The sequence below is a fragment of the Ruegeria sp. A3M17 genome, from assembly GCF_003318255.1.
Lineage (GTDB): Bacteria > Pseudomonadota > Alphaproteobacteria > Rhodobacterales > Rhodobacteraceae > Ruegeria.
In genome coordinates this window covers 50438-68579 of record NZ_QOCF01000008.1, presented here as the reverse complement: position 1 = coordinate 68579, position 18142 = coordinate 50438, and the positions used below count along the sequence as shown (strand labels likewise).

The 18142-nt window shown below is 57.4% G+C and carries 24 protein-coding genes; 13 read left to right on the top strand and 11 right to left on the bottom strand.

What is annotated here, in order from left to right:
- Positions 1–3 precede the first annotated feature (3 nt).
- The 4 genes from flgG to DS906_RS05260 are packed head-to-tail and all read left to right on the top strand — an operon-like array spanning position 4 to position 2474.
- Positions 4–789, top strand: coding sequence for a flagellar basal-body rod protein FlgG (gene flgG, locus DS906_RS05275; RefSeq protein ID WP_113789166.1), 786 nt, complete (start codon positions 4–6; stop codon positions 787–789).
- Complete coding sequence (gene flgA, locus DS906_RS05270) at positions 789–1205, top strand: flagellar basal body P-ring formation chaperone FlgA (RefSeq protein WP_113789165.1); 417 nt, start codon at positions 789–791, stop codon at positions 1203–1205. Before flgG ends, flgA begins: the two co-directional genes overlap by 1 nt.
- Positions 1205–1936: a flagellar basal body L-ring protein FlgH gene (flgH, locus tag DS906_RS05265; protein ID WP_113789243.1), complete on the top strand. Its 732-nt coding sequence runs from the start codon at positions 1205–1207 to the stop codon at positions 1934–1936. The genes flgA and flgH overlap by 1 nt, the downstream gene beginning before the upstream one ends.
- 10 nt (positions 1937–1946) lie before the next feature.
- Entirely contained in the window at positions 1947–2474 is a 528-nt protein-coding gene (locus tag DS906_RS05260) for a flagellar basal body-associated FliL family protein (RefSeq protein ID WP_113789164.1), read from the top strand.
- A 37-nt stretch (positions 2475–2511) separates the two neighbouring features.
- Here the strand turns inward: DS906_RS05260 and DS906_RS05255 are convergent, their stop codons facing one another.
- The 8 genes from DS906_RS05255 to DS906_RS05220 all read right to left on the bottom strand — a co-directional run bounded on the left by DS906_RS05255 (position 2512) and on the right by DS906_RS05220 (position 9530).
- Positions 2512–2856 carry a hypothetical protein gene (locus DS906_RS05255; protein ID WP_113789163.1) on the bottom strand — a complete coding sequence of 115 codons (345 nt, stop codon included), beginning with the start codon at positions 2854–2856 and terminating at the stop codon, positions 2512–2514.
- A complete protein-coding gene (gene flhB / locus DS906_RS05250) occupies positions 2856–3941 on the bottom strand; it encodes a flagellar type III secretion system protein FlhB (RefSeq protein WP_113789162.1) in 1086 nt (361 codons plus the stop codon). Before flhB ends, DS906_RS05255 begins: the two co-directional genes overlap by 1 nt.
- Positions 3938–4711 carry a flagellar biosynthetic protein FliR gene (locus tag DS906_RS05245; protein WP_113789161.1) on the bottom strand — a complete coding sequence of 258 codons (774 nt, stop codon included), beginning with the start codon at positions 4709–4711 and terminating at the stop codon, positions 3938–3940. Before DS906_RS05245 ends, flhB begins: the two co-directional genes overlap by 4 nt.
- Positions 4708–6795, bottom strand: coding sequence for a flagellar biosynthesis protein FlhA (gene flhA, locus DS906_RS05240; RefSeq protein ID WP_113789160.1), 2088 nt, complete (start codon positions 6793–6795; stop codon positions 4708–4710). The genes DS906_RS05245 and flhA overlap by 4 nt, the downstream gene beginning before the upstream one ends.
- A 9-nt stretch (positions 6796–6804) precedes the next feature.
- Positions 6805–7494, bottom strand: coding sequence for a lytic transglycosylase domain-containing protein (locus tag DS906_RS05235; protein WP_369934127.1), 690 nt, complete (start codon positions 7492–7494; stop codon positions 6805–6807).
- A gap of 73 nt (positions 7495–7567) precedes the next feature.
- Entirely contained in the window at positions 7568–7996 is a 429-nt protein-coding gene (locus tag DS906_RS05230) for an Lrp/AsnC family transcriptional regulator (RefSeq protein ID WP_113789159.1), read from the bottom strand.
- A 34-nt stretch (positions 7997–8030) separates the two neighbouring features.
- Positions 8031–9263, bottom strand: coding sequence for an MFS transporter (locus tag DS906_RS22665; RefSeq protein WP_113789158.1), 1233 nt, complete (start codon positions 9261–9263; stop codon positions 8031–8033).
- Between the two features lie 3 nt (positions 9264–9266).
- Positions 9267–9530 (bottom strand): metal-sensing transcriptional repressor, encoded by a 264-nt coding sequence (locus DS906_RS05220; protein ID WP_113789157.1) that lies wholly within the window; start codon positions 9528–9530, stop codon positions 9267–9269.
- Between the two features lie 134 nt (positions 9531–9664).
- Here DS906_RS05220 and DS906_RS05215 point away from each other — a divergent pair, with 134 nt between their 5' ends.
- The 7 genes from DS906_RS05215 (at position 9665) to DS906_RS05185 (ending at position 14448) form a co-directional block, all read left to right on the top strand.
- Positions 9665–10279, top strand: coding sequence for a ribonuclease D (locus tag DS906_RS05215; RefSeq protein WP_113789156.1), 615 nt, complete (start codon positions 9665–9667; stop codon positions 10277–10279).
- Positions 10276–11238, top strand: coding sequence for an SIS domain-containing protein (locus tag DS906_RS05210; RefSeq protein ID WP_113789155.1), 963 nt, complete (start codon positions 10276–10278; stop codon positions 11236–11238). Before DS906_RS05215 ends, DS906_RS05210 begins: the two co-directional genes overlap by 4 nt.
- A 15-nt stretch (positions 11239–11253) precedes the next feature.
- Positions 11254–11853, top strand: coding sequence for a hypothetical protein (locus DS906_RS05205; protein WP_113789154.1), 600 nt, complete (start codon positions 11254–11256; stop codon positions 11851–11853).
- A 3-nt stretch (positions 11854–11856) separates the two neighbouring features.
- Positions 11857–12348, top strand: a complete 492-nt coding sequence (locus DS906_RS05200; RefSeq protein WP_113789153.1) for an LptA/OstA family protein — start codon at positions 11857–11859, stop codon at positions 12346–12348.
- Positions 12348–13106, top strand: coding sequence for an LPS export ABC transporter ATP-binding protein (gene lptB / locus DS906_RS05195; RefSeq protein ID WP_058272996.1), 759 nt, complete (start codon positions 12348–12350; stop codon positions 13104–13106). Before DS906_RS05200 ends, lptB begins: the two co-directional genes overlap by 1 nt.
- A gap of 253 nt (positions 13107–13359) precedes the next feature.
- A complete protein-coding gene (gene hpf, locus DS906_RS05190) occupies positions 13360–13923 on the top strand; it encodes a ribosome hibernation-promoting factor, HPF/YfiA family (protein WP_113789241.1) in 564 nt (187 codons plus the stop codon).
- Positions 13924–13983: 60 nt separating this feature from the next.
- Positions 13984–14448 carry a PTS sugar transporter subunit IIA gene (locus tag DS906_RS05185; protein ID WP_113789240.1) on the top strand — a complete coding sequence of 155 codons (465 nt, stop codon included), beginning with the start codon at positions 13984–13986 and terminating at the stop codon, positions 14446–14448.
- 59 nt (positions 14449–14507) lie between these two features.
- Here the strand turns inward: DS906_RS05185 and DS906_RS05180 are convergent, their stop codons facing one another.
- The gene (locus DS906_RS05180) at positions 14508–15023 is read right to left on the bottom strand and encodes a CAP domain-containing protein (RefSeq protein ID WP_113789239.1); all 516 of its coding nucleotides are present in this window, start codon (positions 15021–15023) and stop codon (positions 14508–14510) included.
- A gap of 169 nt (positions 15024–15192) precedes the next feature.
- On the opposite strand from DS906_RS05180, the gene DS906_RS05175 reads away from it, so the two are divergent.
- Together DS906_RS05175 and DS906_RS05170 are read left to right on the top strand one after the other, a co-directional pair.
- Entirely contained in the window at positions 15193–15792 is a 600-nt protein-coding gene (locus DS906_RS05175; protein ID WP_113789152.1) for a L,D-transpeptidase, read from the top strand.
- Positions 15793–15932: 140 nt separating this feature from the next.
- Entirely contained in the window at positions 15933–16115 is a 183-nt protein-coding gene (locus tag DS906_RS05170) for a hypothetical protein (RefSeq protein ID WP_010442520.1), read from the top strand.
- A gap of 76 nt (positions 16116–16191) precedes the next feature.
- Here the strand turns inward: DS906_RS05170 and hemH are convergent, their stop codons facing one another.
- Positions 16192–17241: a ferrochelatase gene (gene hemH / locus DS906_RS05165; protein WP_113789151.1), complete on the bottom strand. Its 1050-nt coding sequence runs from the start codon at positions 17239–17241 to the stop codon at positions 16192–16194.
- A gap of 57 nt (positions 17242–17298) precedes the next feature.
- A complete protein-coding gene (locus tag DS906_RS05160; protein WP_113789150.1) occupies positions 17299–18129 on the bottom strand; it encodes a methyltransferase domain-containing protein in 831 nt (276 codons plus the stop codon).
- Between the last annotated feature and the right edge of the window lie 13 nt (positions 18130–18142).

Genomic DNA, 18142 nt, shown 5'->3' with positions numbered 1-18142 from the left:
GACATGCGAGCATTGAAAATTGCGGCAACAGGCATGACGGCGCAGCAAATGCGGGTCGAGACGATCTCGAACAACCTCGCGAACATGAACACCACGGGGTACAACGCGCGGCGGGCTGAGTTCGCCGATCTGCACTATCAGCAGATGGCGCGGGCGGGTGCGGTCAATGCGAATGACGGAACAGTGCTTCCTACTGGTATCCAATTAGGCTTGGGTGTCCGCCCGGCGGCGGTGACCGCGCAGCTGTCGCAGGGCGCGCTGTCAGCCACCGGAAGCGATCTGGATGTTGCAATCGAAGGGCGTGGTTACCTGGAAGTGACCCTGCCCAATGGCCAGTCCGGCTATACCCGCGATGGGAGCCTGAAACGATCCGCAGAGGGGTTGATCGTAACCTCGGACGGGTTTGCCGTCGCACCCGAAATCACCATTCCTGACGATGCACGGTCGATCTCGATCAACCCCGCGGGCGAGGTTTATGCCTATTTCGACGACGCGCCAGAGGGGCAATTGCTGGGAGAGTTTACTCTGGCCAGCTTTTCCAACGCCAAGGGACTCGAGGCGATCGGCAGCAACCTGTTCAAGGAAACCGAAGCCTCGGGCGCGCCCGTGGTTGGCGCACCCGGAGAGGACGGGATGGGCACGCTGCGGCAGGGTTATCTTGAGGACAGCTCGGTCGATGCGGTGCGCGAGGTTACCGAACTGATCGAGGCTCAGCGGGGATATGAAATGAATGCCAAGGTCATATCCGCCGTCGATCAGATGATGGGCGCAACGACGCAGGTGCGGTGATGCGGGTTCTGAGCTTTGTTCTGGCCTTGACGGCTCCGATCCCGGCAATGGCTGAAATCGTGGTGTCGAAACGCACCATCCGGGCCAAGGAAATCATTTCAGCCACTGACCTGGAAACCAAGGATCAGATGGTTCCAAATGCGGTGAGTAATGTGGACTTTCTGGTCGGGCAAGAGGCGCGCGTTGCTCTGTACCCCGGGCGTCCTATTCGTGAGGGTGATTTTGGTCCGCCGGCAATTGTGGATCGAAACGATCTTGTCGTTCTTGTTTTTGACCGCCGCCCCCTGTCCATCACCGCCGAAGGTCGCGCATTGGGTCGCGGCGCGGTCGGGGATCGAATCCGGGTCATGAACCTGTCGTCACGCACAACCGTCACCGGACGTATCCGGTCGAATGGCCAGATTGAGGTAAAATGATGTCTGCACTTTCTAAAACTCTGTTGGTTGCCGTTCTCACCGTGTCGGCCTGTGGCCGCGTGGATCACCTTGGCAAACCGCCAAGCTTTACGTCCAATGATGAGTCGCCGGAACATGTGGCGATGCTTTGGCCGGGCTTGCCCTTACATACGCAGCCAGCGCGCAACGTTGACAAATCCTCGCTTTGGAGCGGTGGCCAGCAGTCCCTGCTGGGAGATCAGCGCGCAATCAAGAAAGGGGACATCATGACGGTCGTGATCAAGCTGGACGAAAAGGCCGAGATATCGAATGACACGAACCGATCCCGTACCGGCTCGGAAAGTCTTGAGGTGCCGGGGCTGTTTGGTTTGCCGCAACGCGCGGCCGAGCACCTGCCAAACGGCGCATCCCTGGACGAAGCCGTTTCGATCGATTCCTCGTCGACCAGCAAAGGCAAAGGATCAGTAAAGCGCAAGGAAAAGCTGACCCTGCGGGTGGCCGCAACCGTGATTGATGTTTTGCCAAACGGGGTGCTTTCGATCTCGGGGTCGCAGGAATTGCGCGTCAACTTTGAACTGCGTGAGCTTTTGGTCGCCGGATATGTGCGTCCACAGGATATCTCACGTCAGAATGAGATTACCTATGACAAAATTGCGTCTGCGCGTGTGTCCTACGGTGGTCGTGGTCAGATCACTGACGTTCAGCAGCCCCGTTACGGGCAGCAAATCCTGGATTCAATTTTGCCATTCTGAGGAGAGAGTGATGAAAAAACTGATCCCGGTCGTCCTTCTTTTCGCGGGCTTGGGTAGCGGCATCGCGGCAGGCATGTTTCTGGCCCCTTCGGACAATAAGGCAGAAGTTGCCAAAGATATGAACGCCGAGTCAAAACAAGAAAAGACTAAGAAGAAAGACCCGAAAGCCACGGCAAAAAAATCCGGCAAATCGCATAAAAAGGAAAGTTCGGGTTCTTATGAGTATCTGAAGCTGACCAAGCAATTCGTGGTTCCGATCGTGGAATCGGATCGGATTGCAGCACTTGTCACCATGTCGCTAAGCCTTGAGGTAACACCTGGAATGGCCGAGCCGTTCTATGCCTCGGAACCCAAGCTGCGTGATCGCTTTTTGCAGGTGCTGTTCGACCACGCCAATACCGGTGGTTTTGAAGGGAACTTCACCCGGTCGGACAATTTGGCCGTCTTGCGCGAGGCACTGCTGGATGAGGCGCGCAAAGATTTGGGTGACGATGTCTCAAAGGTTCTGATCATGAGTGTGAACCGTCAGGATAGTTGACGGGTCGGCGGGCCCTGGTTGGATCACGGGCGGGTCCTTACCGGTGTTTCTTGTATAAATTGGAAACCGCCTGCTTGCGCCCGAACGCAACGCGCAGATTAACAAGGGCTGTCAGCTTTTGTGCTCGTAACCGCGCAAGTTGCATGTTGAGCTGCCTGCGTGTCGCCGATTCCCACCCGTTCCAGAGAACATCCGTTCCGGTAACACGATACCCTTCTGCAGACGCTGTCTTTTGCCGGGTTTGTTGGACTTGGGCGTCAAGTCGGGCCAATTGTTGTTGTACCTGTGCCTCGGCCTCCAGCACCGGGCGCAGGGATTGGTACTCTCGCTGAAACGAGGCTTCGGTCACTTTGGCCAGATCTTGCAGCTGTTTGCGTTTCATCAGATTTGCCCCTTCACCCGTTTGCGCATCGCCTCGGCAAACCGGATCGCAGCGGCAACGGGGCGGTAATGTTCTTCCGAGATCTGCTGCCCGATCTCAACAGTGACATGCAACGCACGAGCCGTTGGTGGATCCGGGTGGATTGGGACGCCGGCCTGCCTGGCGGCCTCGCGGATGGCGGCAGCGACTGAATCTACGCCTTTGGCCACGCAGACGGGCGCTGATCCGGCGGTCCGGGACCATTTCAGCGCGACGGCAAAATGGGTCGGATTGACGATCACGACATCAGCTTTTGGTACTTCGGTCATCATCTGATTGGTCGCGATGTCCTGGGCGCGCTGGCGGCGCTGCTGTTTTACATGCGGGTCGCCTTCGGCATCTTTGGTCTCATCCTGGATTTCCTTGCGCGACATCCGGTTCTTGCGCATGTGCTCGGCGTATTGCCAGATGTAATCGATCACCCCGATGGCCAGAGCCACCGCAATGACGATGAACATGAACCGAAACAGCAGATTCATCATAAACATCACTGAAGACTGAGCTTGAGTCGCGCTTGCGGACAGAATCTCGCTGAGATTGGCGCGCAGAAAAAGAGCCAGGCATGTGCAATAGATCACCAGTTTTGCAAAGCTCTTGGCAAATTCGAACAAGCCGCTGCGTCCGAATTTGTTCTTCGCATTGGACGGTATCGAAATGCGCGACAGCTTGGGTTTCAGCTTGGTGGGCGCAAAAACAAGCGCACGTTGCGAAATCAGGCTGAGCAGGACGGCGGCAGCAGGCAGGCCAAACAGGATCGAAACAGACCAAGCAGCCGTCTGCAGCATCCCCCCCACGGGGCTGGAAGCCGAACCTGTTGTCAGCAGTTGGCCAAAATCATCTGCCTGATCAATCAACACGATGAACAATGTGCCCATACGGTCCACAGCGAATTGCCCCGCTGCAAGCATGGCAATCAGCAAACCGACATAGGCCGCCACGACGTTCAGATCGTTGGACTTGGCGATTTCCCCTTTTTTGCGCGCCTTCTGCAGCTTTTGCGGTGTCGCCTCAAAGGACTTGTCACTGTCGTCGTCCTGACCGCTCATCTGGTGGCCTCAAGCGGGTTCACAATGAAGGCGAACAGGGCATCGGACCACACCGACAAGATCAAAGGGGTGCCCGCAAACAGCAGAAACAAACCCGCGAAGGTGATCGCAGGGGCGCCGACAAAGGCCACCATCAACTGAGGCATCGCCCGGTTTATGACCCCTAGCGCAAGGTTATAGATCAGCGACGCGATGACAAAGGGCATAGCCAGGCTGAACGCCAGACCAAAACTGCGCGCGATGTGTTTCACGCCCCACTGCGACAGATCCGGTGCCAGCGGAACAACGCCCATCGGAAACAGCGTGTAACTGTGGATCAAGAACTGCGCGACGCGGATGTGCAGGCCCAGCAGAACCGCCAATGTCAGACCTGCGAGTGTCAACAGATAGCCCATCGCCGGAACAGGATCGACAGCGGCCCCGCCTAGAATCTGCGACAGCGATGTCGATTGCGCCGCGATGGACCCCGCAGTTTGCAAGGCCAGCACGAACAAACGCAAACCAATGCCCATTGCCAATCCGACAAGTGTTTCGGTGCCAATCATCCGCACCAAAGGCAACAACCCTTGGCCCAGGTCGGGTGCAGGAACAGCGGGCGTAACGATCAGTGTAAATGCCGCGGCGATCCCCAGCTTGACGCGGGTTGGAATGCTGCGTTCCCCGAAGGCGGGTAATAGCGATACCATCGCCGACACGCGCAGGAAGACGGCAAAGAGGTGCCACAGACCATCTGCCAGTTCCGGCAGCAACGCTGGAGGCACGGCGATCATGCGGGTATCGTTCCGACCAATGCGGGTCTGGCCTCGAGCCCGATTTCCTCAAAGGACAGGACCGGATTCCACACCCCTCGCGCCTGCATGATCGTGCGCAGCAATCGACGTCGGCGGGTCGAGGTCACGACCGCCGGGAACACCCCGTGATCGGCGGATTGCGAGACAGTTTCGACGACTCCATCTGCCAGTTTGTTGAACAGGTTCGGCGGCAGGGCGACATCCAATCCGGCGTTGGGCGCGTCGATCTGGTACGAGGCAAACGTGTCTTCCCATTCAGGCGCAAGCTGGATCAGTGGAATGGATCCGTCCCCTCGCTTCATGTCGGCAACCAACTGGAATCCCAATCTTTGTCGGACCAGCTCGCAAATCCCTTCGGGTTGGGTCGTGGTCAGGCGCGCCTCAGCCACTGTTTCAAGGATCAGGGCCATGTTACGGATCGAGACTTTTTCCTCCAGCAACAGGCGCAACACGGAATGCAGCGTGTCGATCGGCACCTTGTCCGGGATCAGCTCGTCTAGCAGCTTGCGGTTCGCTTCGGCCCGAACCGGATCGCTAAGCCGTGTCATCTCGGACAGCAGGCGGCGCAGGGATTTCAAAGTCAGCAGCCGCGCGAAGTTCTGTTTGATAATCTCAAGCAGATGGGTCGCCAAAATCTCAGGGGGCGAAACGATGGTCGCGCCGCTCAGCGCTGCGGCTTCTTGATCCTTTGGCAGTATCCAGCGCGCCGGGGCGCCATAAACAGGTTCGGTCACATCATTGCCTTCAGGCAGCATGTCATGGCCGTCCTGCACCAGCGCCAATACCAGATCGGGGTTGAGAACACCGCGTGCCTGCTCGACCCCCTGTACCTTGATCACATAGGTTCCCAGTGGCAGTTCCGCCCGGTCTGTCAGGCGGATGTCAGGCAGGATCAGTCCAAAGCCTGAGGCGACATATGTGCGCATATTGGCAATCCGGGCATCCAGTCCAGTGCCGGGGTTAAGAACCATGCTTACAAGATCAGGAGCGAACTCCAGATGAACATCATCCAGATCCAGAATGTCCCCGATGGCCTGGGAAACCGGGGTTTCATCCTCTGATGTCGGCGTCTGTTCCGCGTTTGCTTTGGCCTTCTGTTTGCGGTGTACCGAATAGGCGGAATACCCCAGAACGCCCGCGCCAAGGATGAAGGGCAGAAAGGGCAGGCCGGGCACCAGCGCAAACAAGACCATCAGCGCGGCCACCGTGCCCAAAGCGGCTGGGTGCCGACCCAGTTGCGAAAAAATAGCGCTGTCGGTTGCGCCTTGAGTGCCTCCCCGCGCCAGCAATAGTGCCGAGGCGATCGAGATGATCACAGCGGGAATTTGCGAAACCAGCCCGTCGCCGACAGTTAGGATGGCATAGGTCTCAAACGCGGCAGAGATGGGCATTCCCTGCACGATCACGCCCATAATCAGGCCCATCACAAGGTTCAGAAGCGTGATCAACAGCCCCGCAACCGCATCCCCCTTGACGAATTTCGAGGCCCCGTCGAGCGAACCGAAGAACGTGGTTTCCTGTTGTTCACGCTCGCGGCGCTCTTTCGCTTGTTGATGATCAATGGCTCCGGCGGACATGTCACTGTCGATGGCCAGCTGTTTGCCAGGCATTCCGTCCAGAGCAAATCGCGCGCCGACTTCGGCCATGCGGGCCGCGCCCTTGGTGATGACCATAAAGTTCACGATCAGCAGCACACCAAAGACAACAAGGCCCAGAAAGATGCTGCCGCCCATGACAAAATTCGCAAAGCCTTCGATCACGTCTCCGGCAGCACTGGGGCCGGTATGGCCCTGACCGATGATCAGTTTGGTCGAAGACACGTTTAGCGAAAGTCGCAGCATCAACGAGGCAAGCAGGATCGTTGGAAAGGACGAGAAATCCAGCGGGCGTTCGATGAACAGCGTCAGGGTGAAGATCAGGATCGCCAGAGCAAATGAGGCGGACAGGCCGACGTCCAGCACCCATGCGGGCATGGGCAGGATCATCATCACGATGACAGTCATCAACGCCAGCGCCAGCAGCACGGTCGGAGAGAAAAGCGAACGGGCGTCGATCTTGGGCACACAGAGCTCCTAGTTAAATTGGATGAAAGCGGTCGCGGCGCTGGCCACCGGCACCAGCGATCCCATAGCGCCAGTGTTGGTAGGTTCTGCTCGAGGTGGAATTAATGGATCGGCAGCCCCGGTAAACGGAACGCGCGTCGCAAATGCGTTTGGAGTTTGCTGATCCAGCTGAGCCAGAACGGTTTGAAAACGCGCCACATAGGCGTTTGCCAAAGCGGGTGTGCGCGAGTGATAGGCCCCAGCGGCGGCGTTCCACGAACCGAGTTCGGCATACAGCTCTTTCAGAAACCGCGCGGCATATGTGGCGTTTTCATCGGGATCGAACATGGCGTCGATCGAGCGGAACGCTTTGCCGTGCCAGCGGTAGTTGATCTGGAAGCACCCGATATCAAAGCTGCGTTTGCCTGCTTTGAAGATGTCGAACACATATAATTTTGCCTCGAACTCTGAGGTGAACCAAATGCCTTTTCCTTCAACATTGATCGTCCAGGGCCAGGGTTGCAGTGCCCCGTCAGCTGTGCGGCCGGTTTCAACGCGGGCAATGGCGCGCATGACATCCAGTGGCACACCTTCGGACCGGGCGGCGCGCTGGGCGGCGTGGTCGCAGATGCGGGCAGTTCGGGTGTTGGGCATGGCAAAACCCTGCGGCGCAGCCAACAGCGTCACCAAGGTCAGTGCAAAGATCGTTCGATATGGCATTCTGCCGGTCCGGGATTCTGATCAGTCCGGGTCAAGCTAGCTGTGTCAGGGTTTACAGAGGGTTATCGGCCGCTCAGTTTCGATCGATCCGGCGGCCGAACACGACACTGGTGTTGGTTCGCAAAACTCCAGGGATCTTTGCCAATTCGTCGACCAGAATGTCCAGATCCTCGATCCTGGGGGCTTCGGCGGACAGCAGCAGGTCGAATTCCCCATTGATCGACAGGCAGAGTTTGACCTCGGGATAAGTTTCCAGCCGCTTGATAATACGTTTGGTCTCTTTTTGCTGAACCTCAAGCAAGACAACGACCTGAACGCGCGGGGCGTCTTCAGGGGCGCTCAGAACCACGGAATACCCGGCAATCACGCCGCGTTCTTGCATCCGCTGAATGCGTTCATGCACGGTGGTCCGGGCCAAACCCAGTTTCGCCGCGATCTTAGTCGTAGATTCGCGGGCGTTGTGCTGCAGGGCAGAGATGATGCGGCGGTCAAGCTGATCCATAGGGCCAAGGTGTAGTGCAAAGCCCTTGGGATACTCAAGGTTTGTCAGTGTGTTCGCCCGGCGTGGATGCCTGTTTTGAAGGTGGCCAGATCAGAAGCGTAATACCAAGCCCCGCGAGGGCCGTCATAGTCATCCAGATCAATGTCTGTTCGGTTCCTTTGGTGGTCATCAGCCACCCGGCCAGCGGGTACAGTACCAGCCAGCACGCATGGGACAGGGTGAACTGCGCGGCGAAAACTGCTGGTCGGTCTTCCGGGCGGGCCGTGCGTGTCAGCAGGCGGCCGGACGGTGTCAGAGTGGCTGAATAGCCAAAGCCAGCACCCGCCCATAACACCGCGAGCCCCCACAAAGTCATCTGGGTCGAGTCGAACAACCCCGCTGCAATGGCCATCGTAAGCGTCCCGAATGCTGCACCAGCCAGCATAACGCTGCGATCCTCGTAGTTGTTTAGAAGAGACGGCAGGACAAAGGCGGCTAGCATCGACCCACCCCCATATCCGGCCAATGCAACGGCCACAGCACTTTCCGACAGTTCAAGATCGGCGCGCACGATTACGACAGTGTTGACGATGACCATCGCGCTGATTGACGCGGCCGTCCACGTCAGCGCCAGCAAACCGCGCAACCGTGTCGTACCAAGGTATAGGCGAATGCCCCGGGTTGTCCGGTCGTAAATCCCCCTCCGTTTCGTCGGTTTGGGCGAAGGCAGGGCGACCGACACGACAAGGATTGCCGAGGCAACGAACCCAAAGCTTGTGCCCCAGAACAGGCTGTCAAAGCTAATGATCAACAACAGCGCTGCAGCCAGAGCGGGACTGAGCAGACTTTCGAGGTCATAGGCCAGCCGGGACAGCGACAGGGCTTTGGTATAGTCCTGCTCATCTGTTAGAACATCTGGGATCGTTGCCTGAAAGGCAGGGGTGAAACCGGCAGAGGCCGATTGCAGCAGGAAGATCAACACATAGATCTGCCAGATCTCTGTCACGAACGGCAGACAAAGCGCAACGGCGGCACGCACAAGATCTAGCACCACCAACATTTTGCGCCGGTCCAGCCGTTCTGCAAACGCAGCGGCGAGCGGGGCGACAACCACGTAGGCCACCATCTTGATGGTCAGGGCGGTGCCCAGAACCATACCCGCCGCGTCACCGGCCAAATCAAAGGCGAGCAACCCCAAGGCAACCGTCGCCAGTCCGGTTCCCATCAACGCGACCACCTGAGCCGCCAGTAAATGCCGATAGACGCGGTTCTTCAGGACGCTCAGCATCGGTCAGAGGTACTTTGTGATGGTTTTGAAACCTTCCACGTCCGGGTCTTTGGATGCGGTCTTTGGTGATAGGCAGTGATCAATATGATCGTGGATCAAGGCCCGTTTGGCGTTGGTAATCGCCTTTTCCACCGCAAAAAGCTGCTGTGAGATGTCGGTGCAGGGCTCTTGATCTTCGAGCATGGATATTACCCGGGCCAGATGCCCGTGTGCCCGTTTCAGACGCGCGTGGATCTGCGGGTGCGACTCGTGTTTGTGCTGTTTCATGAGATAACCCTATCCTCCCCATAGGGATATGGCCAACGCAACCTGCGGGTCCCTGCCGCACCGTCATGGATGGCGTTGAGTTTAGGGACCAAACCTCCTATCTCGGGGACGATACCGGACAAAGGACAAGCCCCGTGGCAAATCATCTTTATAAAAACGACCTGCCGGACGGGTTGGATATGGGCCCTGTTGTGGCCATTGACTGCGAGACTATGGGGCTGAACCCGCATCGGGACCGCTTGTGCGTGATCCAGATGTCAGGCGGCGACGGAAACAGCCACATCGTTCAGGTGGAGAAGGGACAGACCGAGGCCCCGAACCTGTGTGCGATGCTGGAAAACCCCGACGTGCTAAAGCTATTCCACTTTGGACGTTTCGACATCGCTGCGATGTACCACGCGTTTGGCGCGCTGGCCGCACCGGTTTATTGCACCAAGATCGCCAGTCGGTTGGTGCGCACCTATACGGATCGACACGGGCTGAAGAACCTGTGTCAGGAGCTGATCGGCGTCGATATCTCAAAACAGCAGCAAATGAGCGACTGGGGGGCTGAGACCCTAACCAACGCGCAGCTGGATTATGCGGCTTCGGACGTTTTGTACCTGCATCAGCTGCGCGAGGCGTTGGACGGACGCTTGGCCCGCGAACGCCGCACCGAAATGGCGCAGGCCTGTTTTGACTTCCTGCCGATGCGTGCGAAACTGGACCTCGCCGGTTGGCCCGAAACGGATATTTTTGCGCACTCATGACCGATACCGAAGCATTCCTGAGAACCGCACGTCAGGTCATCACCGACGAGGCCCGCGCGTTGGACGTGCTGGCCGAAAGCCTGAATGAAGATTTTGCTGATGCCGTGCAGATGATCCTGCAGGCACCGGGCCGCATCATCATCAGCGGTATCGGCAAATCGGGTCATATCGGCCACAAGATTGCCGCCACGCTGGCCAGCACCGGCACGCCGGCCTATTTCGTACACCCTGCCGAGGCTAGCCACGGTGACTTGGGCATGGTGTCGAAGGGAGATGTGGTTCTGGCGATTTCCAATTCGGGCGAAGCGCCGGAACTGGTCAATCTGCTGGCCTTTACCCGCCGCTTTGGCATTCCCTTGATCGGCTTGTCCAGCAAGCCGGAAAGCACGCTAATGACGCAGGCGGATGTGCATCTGCTGATCCCGTCGCTGGGCGAAGCTTGCGGTTTTGGCATGGTACCCTCGATTTCAACCACGTTGACGTTGGCGATGGGCGACGCGCTGGCCATTGCGTTGATGAAATACCGTGATTTCAAGCCCGAGGACTTCCGCGCCTTCCACCCCGGCGGCAAGCTTGGGGCGCAGCTTTCAACCGTGCGGGATTTGATGCACGTCGATCTGCCAGTTGTGTCTGAGGGCACCCCCATGAGCGAGGCGCTGCTGGTCATGAGCCAGAAAAGCTTTGGCGTTGTCGGTGTGACGGATGAGACGGGCCGCCTGATTGGCATCGTGACTGACGGTGACTTGCGCCGGAACATGGACGGCCTTCTGGACAAGACCACCAAAGAGGTCATGACCACCAATCCGCTGACCATTTCCCCGAACGCAATGGCGGAAGAGGCGGTGGCGATCATGAACGACCGCAAGATCACTTCGCTGTTCGTGGTCGACCCCGGGACACAAGGCCCGGCCGAGGGGCTATTGCATATCCACGACTGCCTGCGCGTCGGATTGGGCTAAGCGGAGGGTAGCGCGGTGGACGGACACTCACGCAGGGTACAGTTCTTCAAGGTGGTGCTGCCACTGGTGGCCATTGCTATGCTGTCGACTGTGTTCCTGCTGTCGCGCAGCATCGAAACCAATGTGTCTGTGCCCTTCAACCAGCAGGATATCGATGAACGTTTGGCGGATCAGGTTGTAACGCAGCCCAACTATCAGGGGACCACCCGCAAAGGCGAAGACGTTCAGATCGAGGCAAGTCGGGCAACGCAGGGTACTGAGGGCGAAGTGCCAACAGCGGCCGAGTTTCGGGGCCGTTTGGGGCTGTTGAATGGCGGCGTGATCACTTTGGACTCCATCTCTGGCATGATCCGTCCGGACAAGAATACGGCTACCTTTGTCGGGGATGTGGTAATAACAACGACGGACGGCATCGTCGTCACGACCGATCTGTTGAACACCGCGCTGGACGAAATTCAGGGCGATACGCCCGGTCAGGTCAACGGAACCGGTATTATCGGTGATTTTACCGCCGGAAGAATGACATTTGGGACTGAAAAAAAAGATGGACCGGTCCATATTATTTTTACAGATGGCGTGAAGTTGGTGTATGAGCCTCAAAAAGCAGAAAGATAACCTGTGTTCTATTTTCGATTAGCCCTTGTAAGCTGTGCTCTGGTAACTGGTGCGATTTCTGCGACAGCGCAGGAAACTCAGGTTGCTTTCGGTTCGGCTAATGCCGACCCAAGCCTGCCGGTCGAGGTGACCTCGGAAAAGCTGAACGTAAATCAGGAAGACGGTTCGGCCGAGTTTCTGGGCAACGTCATTGTCATTCAGGGCGAAATGCGCCTGACGGCGGAACGCGTGCTTGTCATCTATAACGAAGACCGTTCTGGCATCGAACGTATGGAAGCGACCGAGGATGTGATTCTGGTCAGCCCACCGGATGCGGCCGAAGGCGACTGGGCGGAATACACCATCGATTCAGGCGAGATCGTCATGAAGGGCAACGTTCTGCTGTTGCAGGGACCAAGCACGATCAGCGGCGACCAGATGAACGCCAACCTGACCACTGGCAAAGCGACGGTGACAGGCAACGTGAAGACCATTCTGCAGCAGGGGGCCAACTGATGGCTCAGCCAAACCTGACGGTAGCCGAAGGCGCCTCTGGCCTGAAAATCGAAAAACTTCGCAAGTCTTACCGAAAAAAGACAGTGATCCGCGACGTTTCCATGACCTTGGGCCGATCCGAGGTCGTGGCGCTGCTGGGTCCGAACGGGTCAGGCAAGACCACCACATTCTACTCGGTCGCGGGCCTTGTGTTTCCTGAGGCCGGCACTGTTACGATTGACGGCCAGGTTGTCACAACGCTGCCCATGTATCGCCGCGCGCGTCTTGGGATCGGATATCTGCCGCAAGAGATGTCGATTTTCCGTGGCATGAGTGTCGAGGACAATATCGCCGCCGTTCTGGATATCACCGTCAATCATGCCCACCGCCGAAAAGAGCGGCTGGAAGAGCTGTTGTCCGATTTCTCGATTGAACACCTGCGCCGCGCACCCGCGCTGGCCCTGTCCGGCGGTGAGCGTCGCAGGGTCGAGATCGCGCGCTGTTTGGCAGCAGATCCGAAATATCTGTTGTTGGATGAACCCTTTGCGGGCGTCGACCCGATCAGCGTCGGGGATATCCGCCATCTGGTGGCGGATCTGAAAAAGCGTGGGATCGGCGTGTTGATCACCGATCACAACGTGCGCGAAACACTAGAGATTGTAGATCGAGCGTACATCCTGCATGATGGTCAGGTCCTGATGTCCGGCACACCCGACGAAGTGGTTGAAAACGAAAACGTGCGCCGGGTTTACCTGGGCGAAAACTTCCGTATTTCATGAGCTTGCGCAGATATTCGCCGGGCGCATGGCGGAAATCACGTATATACACGCCTGTTTTGATTGACTCTCCCGCCGTCTCTTGCCTCAATTGGACTATGGCATTTCTTCGGTTCCCGACTGGATCACGACGCCCCTTCTTGGAAGGGGGGCCGGTGCGGTTACCGCAGGATTTGCCGATGTCCCCCACCCGATAAAAACAAGCGCGTCGCATTACGTGACGTCAGAAATGGGTGTGAATTGTGAAGGAGATCACATGCGTTACCAAATCAGCGGAAAACAGATCGACATCGGTGCGGCCCTGCAAACTCATGTGCAGACCGAACTGGGCGAGGTCGTGGGCAAATATGCCCAACGTCCGACAGATGCCAACGTCGTCTTTTCCCGTTCAGCGCATGAATATGTATGCGAAACCACAGTGCATCTTTCCACTGGTCTGACCGCTCAGGCCAAGGCACACGCAACCGAGATTTACGCGGCGTTTGAGGGATGCTGCGACAAGATGGAAACGCAACTGCGCCGTTATAAGCGCCGGCTGAAAGACCACCACAAGGATCGGTCCGAGCCTGTTGAACTCTTCGGAGCGTCGTCTTATATCCTCGCCTCTGACGAATCGGAGATGGCTGACGAGCCCGATACTCTGCAGCCCATGATCGTGGCTGAGATGGAAACCAAGATCCCATCGCTGAGTGTTGGAGAGGCGGTCATGCAGATGGAACTTGCCGGTGCGCCGGTGCTTGTGTTCCGAAACGAAAACAAGGACGGATTGAATGTCGTGTACCGTCGCGAGGACGGTAACATCGGCTGGATTGATCCGTAACAGGCAAGACTAGCAAGGCACGCCCCTGCAATTGCAGGGGCCCCGCCATGGAGCGTGATGATGGAGCTTTCGAGCATATTAAGGCCCGAAGCAGTACGTGTGTTGTCCGCCGCTTCTAGTAAGAAGCGGTTGTTTCAGGAAATTGGCGATGTTGCCGCCGGGACTTTGCATCTGGATGCGCAGACTGTCGTCGATTGCTTGCTGGAGCGCGAAAGCCTGGGTCCGACCGGGGTTGGACACGGTGTCGCGTTGCCACACGCTCGGCTGGGAGATCTGGACTCTGTCTCGGGTGTATTTGTTATGCTCGAAAAACCGATTGATTTTGGATCGGTCGACCGGCAGCCCGTTGATATAGCATTTGCGCTTTTCGCACCGGAGGAGGCAGGTGTCGATCACCTTAAAGCGCTTGCGCTGGTGTCCCGAACACTGCGCGACACGTCTGTTTGTACAAAGCTGCGGGCTAACCCTGATCCGGTCAAGCTTTATGCGATTCTGACCGAAGCGCAGTCCATGCAGGCCGCCTGACCTGCTGAAATAAAAAAGCCCCCGAAAGCTGGGGGCTTTTTCCTCGAGGCGGCTTTTGGTTACCCGCCTGCTCCCATTTCCAGCGTCCACCAGATTTTCCCGCCACCTTCCTGATGCCAGGAAAAGCCCATTTGTGACGCTTTGGGATCCATGATCACGGCTCGGGGGCCGGGTTCCTGCATCCAGGCGGCCAGGGTTTCGGTTTCGGTCTCATAGGTTTCTGAAATCGCCTCACCCAGGAAAGTCCCGTAGAAACCGACGCGTTGCGCGCGATCTATGGGCGACGACCCGTCCGAACCGAAGTGCCATGGGCGGTTCTGGCGCGCCATATCCTTGGAGTGGGTCGCGGCCGCGGCATTCAGCTGCGAGTTCAGCTGCACCGCCTGCAAACCCTGAGCCTGGCGCAAGGCATTTACCGAATCCAGCATGCGGAACTGGAGCTTTTCGGGGTTGCCGCGAATCTTATAGACCGACGGCAGTGGACGGCCATCTGATCCGTAAGTTGGGGTGCCGCTTGGGGTACATGCAGCCAGCGCAACAAAGCAAAGAAACAGTAATGTGATAATACGCGTCATGATCGACCTGATTATTGTGTCGACATACGGCATAGCGCGCCATGCAGCCTTCGGCAAACCTGCAATGGCTGATTCTTGCATGTTTCTGCCGGTTTGATTTGCGATTGACGCATTCTGGCAATAAAATACGTGAAAATTTCAGGACATCTTTCGCAAAGGACCGGTCACTATGGTCAAGAAACCCATTCACTCATCAAGCCGCCGAGGATTTCTGGCCGGTGCTTCGGCCCTGCTGGCATCGCCAGCGCTCGCCCAGTACACTCCAGGTGACCCACTGCGCCCAGCACCCGAGGCCGAGCCAGACGTGCGTCGCAATGTCTCGGGGTTCCGCGCCCTGGATTGGCAGCCCTATTTCTCGAACACGAATAATGGGGCTATTCTGGTCGATACGGTTTCCCGAGCGCTGCATTATTGGTCAGATGATCAATCTGTATACAAACTCTATCCCTCATCCGTTCCGCTGACCGAAGAATTGACCCGCCGGGGCCGCACCAGCGTCATCCGCAAAGTTGAAGGTCCCAGCTGGTCGCCGACACCTTCTATGAAGAAGCGAAATCCCGAATGGCCGGACCATATTCCGCCGGGCCCCGATAACCCATTGGGAACGCATGCTTTATACCTGAGTTGGAAATACTACCGGATTCACGGAACGCATGACACGCGCAAAATTGGTCGCCGGTCGTCGAACGGATGCATTGGCCTGTTCAACGAAGATATCGCTGAGCTGTTCTCGATGGCGAAGGTCGGCACGCAAGTGTTGCTAATTTGACGACATTTTCGCGCACGAACCCGCTTGTGGCTCAAGTTGCAATTGCATTCCAGCCATATAGCTGATTAGAAAAAAACCACGAGGTAAGTCTTAGGTGTGCGGTTCCGATTGATGGAGCCGTGCAAACTCTGGAGGTTAATATGAAAAAACTCGTTCTCGCCGCTGCATTGACTGCTGCTGCTTCGACCGCTTATGCCGGTAACCTGGAAGAGCCGGTTGTTGAAGCACCGGTTGTTGTAGAGGAAACTCAGGGTTCGTCGCAGGGTATCATCCTGCCGCTGATCCTGCTGGTCGTAGTTGCCGCAGCTGTTGCAGCAAGCTAATTTGACGAGCTAAATCTAGAGAAAAGGCGGTGGAGCGATCCACCGCCTTTTTTCATGTCTGTATGATTGGAAACGGTCAGTCGAGCCAGCCCTTCAGATTGTCTTCGATTACCTTGCCCAGCGCGCCAATGTGCGAATCATCGTCATTGAGGCAGGGGATATAGGTAAAGGTCTGACCGCCGGCCTCTTCAAAGCTTTCCTTGATCTCTTCGTTGATCTCTTCCAGCGTCTCGATGCAATCGGCGGAAAACGCGGGCGCTATCACGGCGATGTTCTTCTTTCCCTGCCGCGCCAGATCAGCCACATGATCCACGGTATAGGGTTTAAGCCATTCCTCGGGACCGAATCGCGATTGGAAGGTTGAGACCAGCTGATCGTCCGACCAGCCCAGCCGTTCTTTCAGCAATCGGCTCGTTTTCGCGCATTGGCAATGATAGGGGTCGCCCTGGTGCAAATAGCGCTCTGGCATGCCGTGATAAGAACAGACAAGGACATCCGGTTTGGTCTCCAGCGCGGCATAGGCTTTTTCCACTGACCCGGCCAAAACGTCGATATATGCAGGCTCGTCGAAATAGGCCGGAACGGTGCGAGACGCAGGTTGCCAGGTTTCGTCCATCAGCGCGCGGAAGAACTGATCATTGGCTGTTGCAGTCGTCGCGCCAGCATATTGCGGGTAAAGCGGGAAGAACAGGATGCGGTCGCAGCCTGCGGCAACCATCTCACGGACTTTGGATTTGGTCGAAGGGTTGCCGTAACGCATGCAGAAATCGACCATCACCTGATCGCCATACCGTTCCTGCATCGCGTCGCGCAGCTTGGCTGTCTGGTCCTTGGTGATCGTCATCAGTGGGCTTTCGCCCTTGTCGTGGTTCCAGATCGACTTGTAGGCCTCACCGGAACTGAACGGGCGTTTGGTCAGGATGATTCCCTGAAGAATCGGCTGCCATTTCCACTTGGGATAGTCGATTACGCGCTGGTCTGACAAAAACTCGTTCAGATACCGGCGCATCGGCCAATAGCTGTAGTCATCCGGGGTACCAAGATTGGCCAGCAGGATGCCGACGCGGCCCATTTTGACCTTGGGGTGGTCTGCGGGGGCATGATCGGGGCGAGTGGCGTCAAACATCTGATGCTTCCTAAGATTTCTCTGTACTGGCCTGAGATAACCGGAAAAGCCCGGTCGTCAATTGGACAGTTTGCCTTCTTTTGTACCCAGCGCATCCGCAAGCCGCGCTTTGGCTGATCCGGGGCGTAATGGTTTTTGCTGGCTGTCATCGGGCGACCAGCCGGTCAGGCAGATCAATTCATAGGTGGCGGCCAACCGCTCCCCGGGCGTTGAGAAGTTGTCGGCATAGACCTGCTGTGCGCGAGTAAAGACCTGTCGCTTGGTGGGTTGTTTCATGCGCCCGGACAGGCTGTTGGTCTCACCCATGGCGCGCAGGTCATGCATCAGGTGGTGCATGTCGCGGTATTCAGCCGTCAGGCGCGCAGTGTCGGCGACTGGCAGCGCAAACCCCGCCCGTTGCAGCAACCCGCCAAGATCGCGTAGCTCGGCCATCGGAACGATGCGGGGGCTGAGGCCTCCGGTTACCTCGATTTCGGCCTGTCCCAATGCGGCGCGCAATTCGTGCAGGGTTTCTCCGCCCAGACACACGACCAACAGCAACCCGTCGGGGCGCAGAGCACGGCGACATTGGATCAATTGCCCGACAGGATCATTGGCCCAATGCAGCGCCATGGCGTGGATGACCAAATCATGCGCGCCGGGAGTCAGGGCCAGAACCTCTTCATCCGCAACGATCTGCGCCTCGGGCAACGTGTTCTGCCAGATATGTGCAAATGGCGTCACGATCGCAGGGGCCGTAAAGGTTTTGTTAACCATGGAGAGCCGATCCTGCACTTCGTCCACAGCGGCACGATGCAGGAACAGGGCCTCATTCTTCGCGCGGACGCGATGCAGGGCAAGGACCTGGCGATCAAACAAAGAGGGTGTATTGGACTCAGGCAGTTTCATAGGGCGCAACTAT

Bases quoted from the DNA above. Each gene is read 5' to 3' on its own strand.
- DS906_RS05260 (WP_113789164.1), top strand. From the start codon at position 1,947: ATGAAAAAACTGATCCCGGTCGTCCTTCTTTTCGCGGGCTTGGGTAGC.
- flhB (WP_113789162.1), bottom strand. From the start codon at position 3,941: ATGAGCGGTCAGGACGACGACAGTGACAAGTCCTTTGAGGCGACACCG.
- DS906_RS05180 (WP_113789239.1), bottom strand. From the start codon at position 15,023: ATGACGCGTATTATCACATTACTGTTTCTTTGCTTTGTTGCGCTGGCT.
- DS906_RS05175 (WP_113789152.1), top strand. From the start codon at position 15,193: ATGGTCAAGAAACCCATTCACTCATCAAGCCGCCGAGGATTTCTGGCC.
- DS906_RS05220 (WP_113789157.1), bottom strand. From the start codon at position 9,530: ATGAAACAGCACAAACACGAGTCGCACCCGCAGATCCACGCGCGTCTG.
- hpf (WP_113789241.1), top strand. From the start codon at position 13,360: ATGCGTTACCAAATCAGCGGAAAACAGATCGACATCGGTGCGGCCCTG.
- hemH (WP_113789151.1), bottom strand. From the start codon at position 17,241: ATGTTTGACGCCACTCGCCCCGATCATGCCCCCGCAGACCACCCCAAG.
- DS906_RS05170 (WP_010442520.1), top strand. From the start codon at position 15,933: ATGAAAAAACTCGTTCTCGCCGCTGCATTGACTGCTGCTGCTTCGACC.
- flgG (WP_113789166.1), top strand. From the start codon at position 4: ATGCGAGCATTGAAAATTGCGGCAACAGGCATGACGGCGCAGCAAATG.
- lptB (WP_058272996.1), top strand. From the start codon at position 12,348: ATGGCTCAGCCAAACCTGACGGTAGCCGAAGGCGCCTCTGGCCTGAAA.
- DS906_RS22665 (WP_113789158.1), bottom strand. From the start codon at position 9,263: ATGCTGAGCGTCCTGAAGAACCGCGTCTATCGGCATTTACTGGCGGCT.
- flgA (WP_113789165.1), top strand. From the start codon at position 789: ATGCGGGTTCTGAGCTTTGTTCTGGCCTTGACGGCTCCGATCCCGGCA.
- DS906_RS05245 (WP_113789161.1), bottom strand. From the start codon at position 4,711: ATGATCGCCGTGCCTCCAGCGTTGCTGCCGGAACTGGCAGATGGTCTG.
- DS906_RS05235 (WP_369934127.1), bottom strand. From the start codon at position 7,494: ATGCCATATCGAACGATCTTTGCACTGACCTTGGTGACGCTGTTGGCT.
- DS906_RS05230 (WP_113789159.1), bottom strand. From the start codon at position 7,996: ATGGATCAGCTTGACCGCCGCATCATCTCTGCCCTGCAGCACAACGCC.
- flgH (WP_113789243.1), top strand. From the start codon at position 1,205: ATGTCTGCACTTTCTAAAACTCTGTTGGTTGCCGTTCTCACCGTGTCG.
- DS906_RS05160 (WP_113789150.1), bottom strand. From the start codon at position 18,129: ATGAAACTGCCTGAGTCCAATACACCCTCTTTGTTTGATCGCCAGGTC.
- DS906_RS05185 (WP_113789240.1), top strand. From the start codon at position 13,984: ATGGAGCTTTCGAGCATATTAAGGCCCGAAGCAGTACGTGTGTTGTCC.
- DS906_RS05255 (WP_113789163.1), bottom strand. From the start codon at position 2,856: ATGAAACGCAAACAGCTGCAAGATCTGGCCAAAGTGACCGAAGCCTCG.
- DS906_RS05210 (WP_113789155.1), top strand. From the start codon at position 10,276: ATGACCGATACCGAAGCATTCCTGAGAACCGCACGTCAGGTCATCACC.